This window comes from Acinetobacter sp. ANC 4218, from assembly GCF_002135245.1.
Taxonomy (GTDB): Bacteria; Pseudomonadota; Gammaproteobacteria; order Pseudomonadales; family Moraxellaceae; genus Acinetobacter.
On the sequence record NZ_NEGD01000015.1, the window covers coordinates 79,796 to 93,139 of the forward strand.

The following is a 13,344-nucleotide window of genomic DNA, read 5'->3' on the forward strand; positions in this document are numbered from 1 at the left end:
AAAGAACTAAATTACTTCAACTGATCAACTAGACGGCTTTCATAATCATTTAAAGCTTCATTCATGGTTGCAATCCAACGCGAGCCAGTCGCCATTGCCGTTGGTTTGGATATTTTTGTGTAAGTACGAATAGGCTGTTTAGTGCTATTGGCATCATAAATTTCAGTTTCAATTTCAGTATTCAAGGTAATGTATGAAAAGCCGGGTTGCATCCATGACCAAAACTTGTTTACTTTAACCATTAACACCAAATCTGGATTTTGAACTTGTGCTGCTGGTACAACTTTATAGCCTGAGCGCAGCAAAGCAGATTCAATGCGTTTTTCGAACACGGAAACTACCGTTTCATCTCTTAAGAAAATGTCCCCCATGGCTTTACCATAACCATTACGTTTACGGGCAATCGCTTTCGCTTTATCTGATGCTGTCGCTTGCTGTAATCCACCTTTGAGCGAAGGAATATTGGCCTGTTTGGGCTTTTCTTCAAATACACGTTTATCTTCGACTATTTTAATAACCGCAGTTTTAAGACCACTTTCCTGTGTATTGATCTGCTTCACTGGTGATTCCAGAGATACCAAGCCACGGGTAGAAACACACCCTGTCATCCCCACAATTAAAACTGAACTTAATACAATTTTTGAAAAAATATTCATAATTATCCATTATTTTAAGGTGATAAAAATCAAATTATCATACCATCTTCGAATAATGAATCTTTATATATTCAAAAGCATGAAGCCAATAACTCCATGCTTTTATATGATCAAACAGGATGCTGTGAAGCGATTTGCTGACTAATCATCACCGCTGTCGCTGCAGATAAAGTCCAACCTAAATGACCATGACCGGTATTATAAAAAACCCGTTCACGGCGACCCCGACTGACCATCGGCATCATGTTGGGCATCATCGGACGTAAACCTGCCCAAGGTACAACATTTTCAGTACTCATATTGAAATTCTTGTTGACCCAATCTGTCAGCGGTTGAATACGGTCTGCGCGAATATCCCGGTTATAGCCATTAAATTCAGCCGTACCTGCAACACGCAGACGATCAGCACCTAAGCGTGAAGTCACAATTTTTGCACTTTCATCCAGCAAACTTACCCACGGCGCATTTTTGACACTCTCTTCATCGTTCAAATTCAGGGTAATTGAATAACCCTTCACTGGATAGACATTGACCCGATCACCCAGTAAATTTGCCAAGTGATAGCTTCCCACACCACCACAAACCACTACGGCATCAGCTTCCAGTGATTCCACCACAGCTGCATCCCGGTGCATATTTTCATTGCTGGCATGGTAAAGCACAGTGACACCTTTGTTATGGTGTTTTACATCCGTGACTTCCATACCAAATAGGTATTTTACTCCATACTTTTCAGAGGCTTCAGCCAGACCTTTGGTGAATTTATGGATATCGCCTGTCGCGTCTCCCGGACAATAAAAACCGCCATAATATTCACCTTTCAAGCTTGGTTCTATGGCTTGGATTTCTGCAGGAGTAACTGCCATTCTTTCCAGTCCACCCTTGATCAGCAGATCATTCACTTTGGTGGCGATCTCATAATCTAATTTGGTGTGGTAAAAATGCAAAATGCCGCGTTTTTCCAGATTGAACTGAATATTTTCTTTTTCAGCAACTGCAAATAAGCGCTCACGCGCTAAAAGTGCCATTTTAACGGTATCACGAGTATTGGTTTCATAACGTTTAATATTACATAGAAACTCCATTAACCAGCCATATTTATGCAGATCAAAAGATGGGTTGAGTAATAATGGTGCATTTTTATTCGACATCCACTTAATACCTTTGAGTACGGTGGCTTTTTGATTCCAGACTTCTGCGTTACAGGCGGAAAGTTGTCCGCCATTGGCAAATGAAGTTTCCATGGCAGGATACAAATGCTTATCCAAAACCGTGACTTTATAGCCTAAATTGGCGAGCTCGTAGGCAGTGGTAACACCCGTAATACCTGATCCAATCACAACAATATGACACATAGCACACTCCTTGGAAATGTAGATCTACATTTCTATGCGCCCCATCTGTCATGGTTACCTGAGAGCTTCGATCACATCGTTATAATCAATAACGCCGACCATCCCCTTCGGTGAGCATATATTTTTCTATGCTTCTCTCCAGATTTTTGAAATTATTACAGTCCTTTTGCCTGAGAGTTTCCGGGGTCGTTGCTCCTTCGGCCTGTTCACAGAAGAACATCTCTCCTGCAATAATTATTTATATTAATATGAGCAATTTTTATACCATGTGCGAGCACTAAATTGATTGATTTGTTAAGCACAGTTATCACACTATGAATAGACATATTTTTCAAATACTTGAAATTCAAACCAGTTTAGTTAAATGATATAGCTTAGGCTATTATTTTAAGGTTATGTACTGTTTTGATTGCTTAACTTATACCACTGAGCACCGGCTTTGACATCTGTTGTAATTGCAAATCAATCAAGGGTTGTCCTACATTGGCATGAATGGGATAAGGTTCGGTATGCTGCGTTTTAGCATAGCCACACCGTGCATAATATTGAATAAGCTCTGTTCTGCTATCCAGCACCCACATTTCATAATGACTTAATGTAGGACAGTGTTCTACTGCCATTTTCTCAGCATATTTTAAAACATGTTTGCCAATACCCTGATTTTGCCAAGCTGAAGCTACACAAAAAGTGCCTATTTCCACACTATTCTGCTGAAAAGTTAAGCCAATACATGCCACTAAATGCATTTTCCCATCTTCTATAACTTCAGCTATATACAGATAAAAATTCTCTTGTGCCAAGGTTTGCTTTAGCTGCTGGGCATTAACCCTGTCTCCAGCAATAATATGCTGCTCACTGGTCCAGCTAGAACCTGTATTGGTACGATAAGCCTGATTGATCAACGCAACAAGAGTTTCAACATCATTGGCATTTGCCAGTCTATATTTTAATGCTTTCATTTTTTTCTAAAAATGTCTGTTTCATAGAAATAAATTACCACAAATAATAGATAAAAAATCAGGCAATAAAAAAACCAGATTTAATGTCTGGTTTTTTATTGAATCATAAAAGCTCATCACTTACTGCATTCGGGCAAAGCAATGCTTTGTTTCTATTTATAGTTCATAGCTGACGCTATTCACACCCACTGCGTTCGAGCAAAGCAGTGCTTTGCTCTTCACTTAGGCTCAATCGGAGCAAATGGTGCAACCACATCGGCATTCTGGGCACGATGACGCATGAAGTGATCCATGAGTACAATGGCAAACATCGCTTCAGCAATCGGAGTTGCACGCACGCCTACACACGGGTCATGACGGCCTTTGGTCAATACATCGGTATCTTCACGATCGATATTAATGGTTTTACCCGGAGTGGTAATACTTGCAGTTGGTTTCAGCGCAATTGCAACACGAATGGTTTGTCCACTTGAGATTCCACCCAGAATGCCGCCAGCATGATTTGCCAGGAAGCCAGCTGTGGTCAATTCATCACGTGATTCATGACCAAACTGTTCAGCAACCGCAAAACCATCACCAATTTCAACGCCTTTAACAGCATTAATAGACATCATGGCATGCGCAATATCTGCATCCAGACGGTCAAATACCGGCTCACCCCAACCCACAGGCACATTCTCGGCAAGAATTTCCAGCTTCGCACCGCAGCTGGTACCTTGTTCACGTAATGAAGTAACTAAAGCTTCAAAACGTGGTACGGCATCCACATCACCACAGAAGAATGGATTATTTGGAACTTCATTCCAATCCAGTTTTTCAGCTTTTTCAGTGCCAATCTGGGTCACGTGACCGCGGATTTCAATACCAAATTTTTCAAACAAGAATTTCTTGGCAATGGCACCCGCAGCTACACGCATAGCCGTTTCACGTGCGCTTGAACGACCACCGCCACGGTAGTCACGGAAACCATACTTTTGGGTATAGGTATAGTCAGCATGACCTGGGCGGAATGTTTGCGCAATATTGCCATAATCTTTAGATTTCTGGTCGGTATTGCGAATCAGTAAACCAATCGATGTACCTGTGGTTTTACCTTCAAAGACACCGGAAATGATTTCGACTTCATCCGGTTCTTTACGCTGGGTTGCGAATTTAGAAGTCCCCGGTTTACGGCGGTCTAAATCTTTTTGTAAATCTGCTTCAGTCAGTTCGATCCCTGGCGGTACACCATCGACAATCGCCATCAGGCCAACGCCATGAGATTCACCGCAAGTCGTTACACGGAACAGTTGTCCAATACTATTACCCGCCATGTTGACAACTCCTTATGCTTGAACAGATTGTACAAATAAATCACGGTATTTACGGCATTGCTCTGCTGTCAAAGCAAAAATCCCTGAACCACCGTTTTGGAAAGTTAACCAGTGGAAATCTACAGTATTAAAGTTCTGTTTCATCGCCCATTCAGAATTACCCACTTCAATGACAATTAAGCCATCTTCAGTCAAGTAATCTGCTGCTTGTGCTAACATTTTACGCACCAGATCCAGACCATCCTGACCTGCTGCAAGTGCAAGCTCAGGTTCATGCAAGAATTCCGCAGGTAAATCCGCCATATCTTCTGCATCCACATACGGAGGATTAGATACGATTAAATCATATTGATTCTCAGCAGGAATTTTTGCAAATAAGTCCGATTCCATCAATGCAACCTGATATTGCATATTGTGATGTTCAGCGTTAATAGAAGCCACTTCTAAAGCTTCTTTAGAAATATCGGTGGCATCCACTTCAGATTCCGGGAATGCATAAGCCAGAGCGATTGCAATACAGCCTGAACCGGTACACATGTCTAAAATACGACGCGGTGTTTGCGGATGCTCATTTTCCGGAAGATTGTTTAAAGCTTCACGCATCTGACCATGTTCATCCAGGCAGTAAGGTGCAAAGCGCTGATTAATCAATTCAGCAATTGGTGAACGTGGAATCAGTACACGTTCATCGACATAAAACGGTTTGCCACAGAAATAAGCCAGATTTAATAAATAAGAGGTTGGCACTTTCTCGTTAATGCGGCGTTCCAGCAAGCTGATAAATTCTGCTTTTTCACTTGGCAGCAATTTCGCATCTAAAATTTCCGGGTTGGCATTCCAGTCCAATGCCAGTGTTTGCAGAACCAAAGCCGAACTTTCAGCAAAAAAATCTTCTGTACCTTGACCTAAGTGTGCATCGTATTGACGTAGAGCTGAAACACCAAAACGGATAAAATCGCGAATTGTGCTTAGGTTTTCAGCGGCTTCCTGTAAATGTTCAGGGCTAATAGTCAGTTGATCCACTTAAGGCATCTCCAAGGTCAATTTTTAAAACGCCTTATGATACCTTGTTTTGTGGGGTTTTATAATGTTTCGACCAGATTAAAAACAAATATCTAGGGTGAATTTATTTAGTCTGGTAATAGTAAGTACGCTCGATTGTCATTTCGAGTACACACTTGAATTGTTTAACGGCCATATAGGCAGACGTTACTTTTAAATAACATTTTTGATCTACACGGTTAAGCCAAAGTTTATGCTGTTGTTCGATACTACTTTGATTAACCACATTCTTATTTATATAGCCTTTATAAGCTTTATTTAAAAGTTTTTCCTGATTTTTCAGTTCTTTTTCGACACACTTTTTGATTGTTCCAATTTCACCATAAGAAGTGTTGAGACATTTATTATATTCGTCAGAATAGCCTTGAGCTAAAACTGAATTTGACCAGAAAGCAGTCAGACTCAGCATCACTGATATTGCCAATCGCATAATATTCCCCTGCCCTAAAAGACTTAATATCAAATACTATTATTGTGTTTATGTCGTGATACTACATCAATCATGTGCAAATTCCTATAACTCGATCATTTATCCCCCAACTTAAAAAAGATCATTCATATTGCATATTGAATCTGGCTAAAATAGCCCCATATATTTTCAATTCTTTTTCTACAAAATATTTTTATTGTTATGAGCTACAAGCACAATAATTTAATGGCGATGCGTGAAAACTACTGGAATGATACCAATTCTGTACAGGTACAGAGGGAAAAAAAATTCTTTCAACAAACACTACTGAAACAGGCAATTCATAGCAGCCCATCAGAAGATGATGCCAAATATCTGTTTTTTAGTTTACCGAGTATCGTTATTGTTAAAGGTTATGCACTAGGTTTTCAGCATGACACGGTTCAAGCCATGATTTTTAAATACATTCAAGACAATAAAAAATTGTTACAGCAAAAAGGTGATATCAAAATTCAATTTCGGATGTAAATACCAGCCCAGCATTGAAGCTTGAGTCCATCTGAATAACGATTTTAGTTAAGCAGTCTATTATATTTTGATGGAAAATAAATTAAATTAAACATATTTACTCTCCATTCAGCATGTTGAACTTTTTTAATACGTGAATAAACGGTAATATCCGTTACAATTAAATATTCTGCGACTTGCTGATTAAAGGATTTTGTTTAATGTCAGATCAGAACGATAAGCTTAAACAACTTAAAACCTCTTCCATGGATCGACGCTTATCTATCGCTAAAGCATCATTACTCGCAGGAACGCGTTGGGCTGCATCAAGTGCAACCACCATATTTTCAAGCGAAGCAGAAAAAGAAAAAAAACGTAAAAAAGCCATGAAGGAACAAGCTGATTATCTAGTTTCTGAAATCGGCAAATTGAAAGGCTCGATTGTGAAAATCGGGCAAATGATGGCACTCTATGGCGAACATTTTTTACCTGAAGAAATTACCCAAGCTTTAAATACCTTAAACAATCAGACTGTTGCACTTGCATGGCCGGCCATCAAACAACAACTGGAACAACAACTCGGCTCTAAACTGCATGATTTGACCATAGACCGTGAACCTTTGGGCACAGCCTCTTTAGCCCAGGTACACCGCGCCACACGCAACTCAGATGGTTTGGAAATTGTATTAAAGATTCAGTATCCGGGCGTGGCAGATGCAATTGATTCAGATATGAGCCTATTTAGAAACATGCTCAAACTGACCCGTATGGTGCCGCAAACCCGTGAGTTTGATCAGTGGTTTGATGAAGTTCGTGAAATGATGCATCGTGAAGTCAATTACAAGATTGAAGCCGCGACCACTCGCCGTTTTGCCGAACGTTTAAAAGATGATTCTCGTTATATCGTCCCACAAATTGTGGATGAATATTGTACCGATCAAGTGCTGTGCATGACTTTTGAGCGTGGAGTGCCGATCAACAGCCCGGTCATGCTCTCTCTTCCTCAAGAACGTCGTAACCAATTAGGTGAGGCCTCTCTCGAGATTGCCGTTCGTGAGATCTTTGAATGGGGTGAAATGCAGACCGATCCAAATTTTGGCAATTATCTGGTCCGCTTGGGAGATGGTGCAGAAGTTCAAGACAAGATTGTATTACTTGATTTCGGGGCCATCCGCCAGTTTGATGAACATTTGCTGAAAGTCGCCCGCAACCTGATTAAAGCTGGTTATGATCACAATATCGATGAAATGGTTCATGCCATGACTGGCTATGAATTTTTTGATTCCATTCCGCAAAGTATCAAGCCAGATATGGCTAAAGTGTTTTTATTAGCCACCGAAGCCTTTAGCAGCATTATGAATAATCCAGACTTGCCTGAAGGTGTGATGGATGCAAATCAGCGCTATGACTGGAAAAAAAGCCAGCTTCATAGCCGTGTCATGCAACGTGCTTCCAAATCGATGGCGTCGCGTTATTTCAGTGTGCCACCTAAAGAGTTTATGTTTATTAGCCGCAAATTCATTGGTGCTTATACCTTCATGACCGTCATTGATGCAAAAACTAATGTACGGAAAATGGTGGCGAATTTTCTATAAGCTGTGTAAAGACTAGAATGATGTCTTGTCATTCTAGTCAATTTTCATTTTTCATACCAAGTTTTACTTATAATAAAATAAATAATATTCAATAATTTAATCAAATTTGAACTAATTTTTAACCGTTTATCCAAGTCAATTTTAATTGTCAGCGATGACATAGTCATTTCGATATTCACATGTCAGCATAAAAATATAAAGAATCGAAAATCGATGGACGACAAAAATGACCAATATAGTAAACAAGGCGCAAGGACTTGGGCTATCACTCATTACTCGAATTGCGGGTAGCGATGTACTTGATCAATTCAAACTGCGTAAATTTCTGGAAAAATCTCTCTATCAAAGTTCAAAAATGGGTTTTAAAACCTTAAACAAAACCCAAAAAGTTTTTAAAGCCAGCTCCGATGTCAGTAAGCAACGTTTGCCCAATCAACCGAAATCACTCTTTGATTTAAGTTTGACTGAAGAACAACAAATGAGTTGTGATGCCATGGATCAGTTTGCATCCGAAGTGCTTTATCCACTGGCAGCTCAGGCAGATAATAACGAACAATTTCCTGCAACGCTTTGGCAACATGCAACAGACTTAGGACTAAATTACTATGCTTTGCCTGAAGCCTTGGGTGGAGTGGCCACCGAAAAAAATATTTTAAGCAATATTTTGATTGCAGAACATTTGGCCAAAGGTGATTTCAGCTTAACTGCCGGATTACTTTCAACCTTTAGCGTGATTAATGCCATTACACAATGGGGTTCTGAAAAAGTTCAGGCGACCTATTTGTCCAGTTTTGCAAATGATGCAGAGATACACGCCACCTTTGCCATCCAGGAAGCCACTCCTGCATTTAATCCACTGAAATTAAAAACCCAAGCCAGTTCAATCAATGGGCAATACTATATTAATGGCGAAAAAACCTTGGTGATTTTAGGTAAAACTGCAGATATGTTTCTGGTTAATGCTGAGCTCAATGGCTCGCCAGAAGTATTTATTGTTAAACGTGATCTCAGTATTACGGCTCAAAAAAGTCCGGCTATGGGTCTAAAGGCAACCGAAACCGTTAGCTTAAAATTCCATAATACACCTGCTGAACTGTTAGGTGATGATGACTTTGATTATCTGGCATTTTTAGATCTGGGAAACTTAATGTAGTGTGCTATGGCGGTTGGCACATGTGAAGCAGTCAAAGCTTACTGTATTCAATATGCCAATGAACGTACTGCATTTGGTGAACCTATTTCACATCGCCAAAGTGTCGCCTTTATGATTGCGGATATGGCCATTGAAATTGATGCCATGCGCATGCTGATTTTAAATGCGGCCAGCCTGGCTGAAGCAGGAAAACCCTTCCATCGTGAGGCTTATCTAGCACGTCTACTTTGTGCTGAAAAATCCATGAAAATTGGTACTGATGGTGTGCAAATTTTGGGTGGCCATGGCTTTACCAAAGAACATCCAGTTGAGCGTTGGTATCGTGATTTACGTGCTACTGCAATTTTGTATTCAGGCTTACATGCTTAATCTGTCAAATCAGGAGTTATAAAAATGAATTTACAAAATCCTAAAAAATTTAAAATGTTGATAGATCAAGCCCATGAATCAGCTTTAAATGTACTACGCCCCATTTCACGTAAATATGACAAAGCCGAACACAGCTATCCCAAGGAACTCAACATGTTCGCCTCACTCATTGATGGCATGAATGATAGTGGCGAAGGCATCAATGCCGGTGCTGCAGTGGGCAAACGTGGCTATGCAGATTCAGGCAACAAAAATGGCGTCAATATGTCTACGGTACTTGGCGTAATCGAAATGTGCTATGGCGATACCGGTTTATTGCTCAGCATGCCGCGTCAAGGTTTAGGTAATTCGGCGATTGCAGCCGTTGCCAATGATGAACAGCTGGAGTGCTTTAAAGACACATGGGCGGCCATGGCCATTACGGAACCCGGCTGTGGTTCAGACTCTGCCGCTATTCGAACTACAGCGACAAAAGACGGTGACCATTACATCTTAAATGGTGAAAAAATTTTCGTAACCTCGGGTGAGCGTGCCGATGCTGTAGTGGTCTGGGCAACATTGAACAAGAAACTCGGCCGTGCTGCAATTAAATCCTTTGTCGTTCCTAAAGGAACGCCTGGAATGAAAGTTGAACGTCTTGAACATAAACTGGGCATAAAAGCATCCGATACAGCTGTGATCAGCTTTATTGACTGCCGTGTACCTGCAGAAAATCTGTTGGGTCATGCTGAAATTGATATTACTAAAGGTTTTGCAGGTGTCATGGAAACTTTCGACAATACCCGTCCATTGGTCGCAGCCATGGCGGTGGGATGTGCCAAAGCATCTCTGGAAAGAGTTAAGGAAATTTTCAAAGATCAGTTAGATGAAAATTACAAGACTCCCTATCTACAGACCTCGCATATTGCTGCGCAGATTTACCGCATGGAAGCAGAATGGGAAGCTGCTCGTTTACTCACCATGAAAGCAGCCTGGATGGCAGATAATAAAAAACCAAACTCACGTGAAGCCTCCATTTCAAAAGCCAAAGCTGGTCGTATCTGTAATGAAATTACCTTAAAATGTGTCGAACTTGCAGCAAGCGTGGGCTATAACGAAGAGGAATTGTTAGAGAAATGGGCACGTGACTCAAAAATTCTTGATATTTTTGAAGGTACTCAACAAATTCAGCAACTGATTATTGCTCGACGTGAGTTAGGCAAAAATTCCAGTGAATTAAAATAAATTTGTCGCTTTTTTCTACGCATAAAACCGGACAAAAGATGGATTTTTATTAGATATCGCGTTATAAAAATCAATCTCCTTTTATTTTATTCATTGAGTTTTATGTACCAGATCAGACCTATTCAACCCCAAGACAATGCTGAAATTGCACAGGTTATTAGTGAAGTTTCTAAAGAATTTGGCCTTGCTCCTGAATCTGGTTTTGCTGTAGCCGATCCTATTTTAGATGATTTATATACAGTTTATCAGCAATCAAATGCCCAATACTGGGTAATTGAAAATCAACAGGGTAAAATTCTGGGTGGCGGTGGCTTATCACCTTTAAAGGGTGATTCTACAATTTTAGAAATTCAGAAAATGTACTTTTTACCTGAAGTTCGAGGCTTAGGTTTCGCCAAACAACTTTTAGCAAAAGCCTTTCAGTTTACACAGCTGCATGGTTTTCAATCATGTTATCTGGAAACCACCAAGGAACTTTGGCAAGCAGTGAAACTCTATGAAAAATCAGGTTTTCAATATTTAGATCAACCTAAGGGAAACACCGGACATAGCCATGCCTGTGAAATCTGGATGGCAAAACAACTATAATCGGTCTTATTTTATTGTTTTATATAAAAAGTCATATTCATTTAACTCATCAGGGTTATTAAGATTTAATTAATATCTTGTTATCTACTTTGACTTAAACTGAAAATATTTATTAACTTCTACAGCATATCGAGTCATAAATTTATGCTAAAAGCATCAGGAAACATGAAGTTTCCTTAATAAAAAGAATAAACGATATAAGCAAGAAGTTAATCACCCTCATAAGATAAAATAAGCCTCATCTAGCTATGAGGCTTATTTTTTAATATTTTCAAACCTTAACAAGAATAAGCCAAAAATTGTACAGCTTCATTGAGTCGTTTTGTTAATGTCAAAGCTTATCTAAATGATTCAGGATCATTAACATGACTAAAAAAGCATTATTCATAACTTCCAATATCGGTGTTGAACAAGATGAACTGATCAAACCCCTTGAATTTCTACAATCTAAAGGAATTGAAGTCATTCATGCTGCAGAAGAGCAAAAAGATGTCCAAACTGTCAAGAAAGATAAAGAACATGCAATGGCTTACACTCCACAAACAACTTTGGCTAAAGTCTCTCCAGAAGATTATGATATTTTAGTCATCCCAGGAGGGACAGTAAATACTGATACACTACGCTTAAATGAAGATGCTCATAAAATTATTCAGCACTTTACCGATAATGCCAAACCGATTGCTGCTATTTGCCATGGCCCTTTGACCTTAATCAATGCACAGCGAATTAAAGATAAAAATTTAACCTCTTATAAAAGTATCCGGTTAGATTTGGAAAATGCGGGTGCCAAATGGTTAGATGAAGAAGTACATCGATGCAATACCAATAATTGGCCTTTAATCACATCACGATCTCCAGATGATATTCCTGCATTTAATCAGGCAATTTTGCAGGAACTAGATCATTAAAAATATTTTTAAGTGAAAAGTCTCATTCAATTAATGGGACAATTTGTTTATGATTTAAATAATTGAATTATTTTGAATTATAAATTGAGATCAGAGAAATATTTATCACATTGATCTAATCCATCAAAATGTCAGTGCTTGACTCATCCTATTCAGCCCACTAGCATAACTGCAATAAAATTTTACTTTGGGTTTTTGACTTTGTTTTTTACACAGCATTTCTCATATTTATCCTCAAAAAAATCTAACTATCATTTATTTACATTTAAATCCGTAGCTATCATTGTTACTACTCTCACTTTTGTCGGGTGTACTTCTTTAAATAGTAATTCAATTGCTAAACGATCTGAAAAATTATCTACAGGTATACAAAAAGCCTATTCAGTTGAACCAGCTACTGCAAACCGCGTTTCTCCCATGATTATTCAAAGCGCAGACAAATATAATGTAGATCCAATATTATTGGCTGCGATGATTCGACAGGAATCAAGCTATAGAAACTCTGTAATTTCGCCTGCTGGGGCGGTCGGATTAACCCAAGTCATTCCACGTTATTGGCAACAAACTTGTCCAGGTGACTTATACAATGAAAGCAGTAATATCCAATGTGGGACTTATATTCTTTCTAAATATAATCAATCATCCGGTAACTGGAAGAAGGCACTTGCCTATTATAATGTAGGTCCGTCAGGTTATGAGAATAATCGTAAAATGCGTAAACAAGGTAAACGGTATGCTAAACAGGTAAAGCAACATCAAAAGAATCTAAAAAATGCTTTATAAACGCTAAATTGTTATTCGAAGCCCAGTTTTGGGGCTTTTTTATTATTTCCTAGATTCTCAAATGAAGTGCAACAGGGATTAAATTATGAGAAAGTTGCAGATATTATTTTTGAATCTAACAATTTATTTTCAATTTTTTCATATAGATACAATAAAGTATGATCTAACATTATCTGCTCAACTACTATAAGTTTTACTTAAAAAGAATATACCTTATTCCCCGCATAAAAAAAGCCCCTGCTTTATGCAGGGGCTTTTTAGGAATAATGAGCTGGCGATGACTTACTCTCACATGGGTAATCCCACACTACCATCAGCGCTAAGAGGTTTCACTTCTGAGTTCGGGAAGGGATCAGGTGGTTCACTCTTGCTATGGTCGCCAGCACAACTGTTTATGACTTTGCGTTTGGTCTTATTTAGATGCCAATGCTTGGTCAAATAGAATTCATTAACAGGTATATCT

At 39.1% G+C, this 13,344-nt stretch carries 12 protein-coding genes, 1 rRNA gene, 1 pseudogene and 1 riboswitch; of the genes and pseudogenes, 7 read left to right on the forward strand and 7 right to left on the reverse strand.

Annotated elements, in window-relative coordinates; translation table 11 throughout:
- Positions 1 to 11 precede the first annotated feature (11 nt).
- The 6 genes from B9T38_RS14280 to B9T38_RS14305 all read right to left on the reverse strand — a co-directional run bounded on the left by B9T38_RS14280 (position 12) and on the right by B9T38_RS14305 (position 5,775).
- Positions 12 to 656, reverse strand: coding sequence for a flagellar biosynthesis protein (locus tag B9T38_RS14280; RefSeq protein ID WP_086197432.1), 645 nt, complete (start codon positions 654 to 656; stop codon positions 12 to 14).
- A gap of 110 nt (positions 657 to 766) precedes the next feature.
- The gene (locus tag B9T38_RS14285) at positions 767 to 2,011 is read right to left on the reverse strand and encodes a D-amino acid dehydrogenase (RefSeq protein WP_086197433.1); all 1,245 of its coding nucleotides are present in this window, start codon (positions 2,009 to 2,011) and stop codon (positions 767 to 769) included.
- Positions 2,012 to 2,159: 148 nt separating this feature from the next.
- A riboswitch (glycine riboswitch) is annotated at positions 2,160 to 2,249 on the reverse strand.
- A 175-nt stretch (positions 2,250 to 2,424) separates the two neighbouring features.
- Positions 2,425 to 2,970: a GNAT family N-acetyltransferase gene (locus B9T38_RS14290; RefSeq protein WP_086197434.1), complete on the reverse strand. Its 546-nt coding sequence runs from the start codon at positions 2,968 to 2,970 to the stop codon at positions 2,425 to 2,427.
- 218 nt (positions 2,971 to 3,188) lie between these two features.
- A complete protein-coding gene (gene aroC, locus B9T38_RS14295) occupies positions 3,189 to 4,283 on the reverse strand; it encodes a chorismate synthase (protein WP_086197435.1) in 1,095 nt (364 codons plus the stop codon).
- Positions 4,284 to 4,295: 12 nt separating this feature from the next.
- Positions 4,296 to 5,306, reverse strand: coding sequence for a 50S ribosomal protein L3 N(5)-glutamine methyltransferase (gene prmB, locus B9T38_RS14300; protein ID WP_086197436.1), 1,011 nt, complete (start codon positions 5,304 to 5,306; stop codon positions 4,296 to 4,298).
- A 103-nt stretch (positions 5,307 to 5,409) separates the two neighbouring features.
- Positions 5,410 to 5,775: a lysozyme inhibitor LprI family protein gene (locus B9T38_RS14305; RefSeq protein ID WP_086197437.1), complete on the reverse strand. Its 366-nt coding sequence runs from the start codon at positions 5,773 to 5,775 to the stop codon at positions 5,410 to 5,412.
- 201 nt (positions 5,776 to 5,976) lie between these two features.
- On the opposite strand from B9T38_RS14305, the gene B9T38_RS14310 reads away from it, so the two are divergent.
- From B9T38_RS14310 to B9T38_RS14340, 7 genes and pseudogenes are all read left to right on the forward strand, one after another.
- Complete coding sequence (locus B9T38_RS14310) at positions 5,977 to 6,282, forward strand: hypothetical protein (RefSeq protein ID WP_086197438.1); 306 nt, start codon at positions 5,977 to 5,979, stop codon at positions 6,280 to 6,282.
- Between the two features lie 200 nt (positions 6,283 to 6,482).
- Positions 6,483 to 7,856 carry an ABC1 kinase family protein gene (locus tag B9T38_RS14315; RefSeq protein ID WP_086197439.1) on the forward strand — a complete coding sequence of 458 codons (1,374 nt, stop codon included), beginning with the start codon at positions 6,483 to 6,485 and terminating at the stop codon, positions 7,854 to 7,856.
- 235 nt (positions 7,857 to 8,091) lie between these two features.
- Positions 8,092 to 9,378, forward strand: a pseudogene (locus tag B9T38_RS14320) (acyl-CoA dehydrogenase family protein).
- Positions 9,379 to 9,402: 24 nt separating this feature from the next.
- Positions 9,403 to 10,602 (forward strand): acyl-CoA dehydrogenase family protein, encoded by a 1,200-nt coding sequence (locus tag B9T38_RS14325; RefSeq protein ID WP_086197440.1) that lies wholly within the window; start codon positions 9,403 to 9,405, stop codon positions 10,600 to 10,602.
- 102 nt (positions 10,603 to 10,704) lie between these two features.
- Entirely contained in the window at positions 10,705 to 11,190 is a 486-nt protein-coding gene (locus B9T38_RS14330) for a GNAT family N-acetyltransferase (RefSeq protein WP_086197441.1), read from the forward strand.
- 365 nt (positions 11,191 to 11,555) lie between these two features.
- The gene (locus B9T38_RS14335) at positions 11,556 to 12,098 is read left to right on the forward strand and encodes a type 1 glutamine amidotransferase domain-containing protein (protein ID WP_086197442.1); all 543 of its coding nucleotides are present in this window, start codon (positions 11,556 to 11,558) and stop codon (positions 12,096 to 12,098) included.
- Positions 12,099 to 12,299: 201 nt separating this feature from the next.
- Positions 12,300 to 12,881 (forward strand): lytic transglycosylase domain-containing protein, encoded by a 582-nt coding sequence (locus B9T38_RS14340; RefSeq protein ID WP_086197443.1) that lies wholly within the window; start codon positions 12,300 to 12,302, stop codon positions 12,879 to 12,881.
- A gap of 269 nt (positions 12,882 to 13,150) precedes the next feature.
- Here B9T38_RS14340 and rrf read toward each other — a convergent pair.
- Positions 13,151 to 13,265: ribosomal RNA gene (gene rrf / locus B9T38_RS14345) — 5S ribosomal RNA — on the reverse strand.
- Between the last annotated feature and the right edge of the window lie 79 nt (positions 13,266 to 13,344).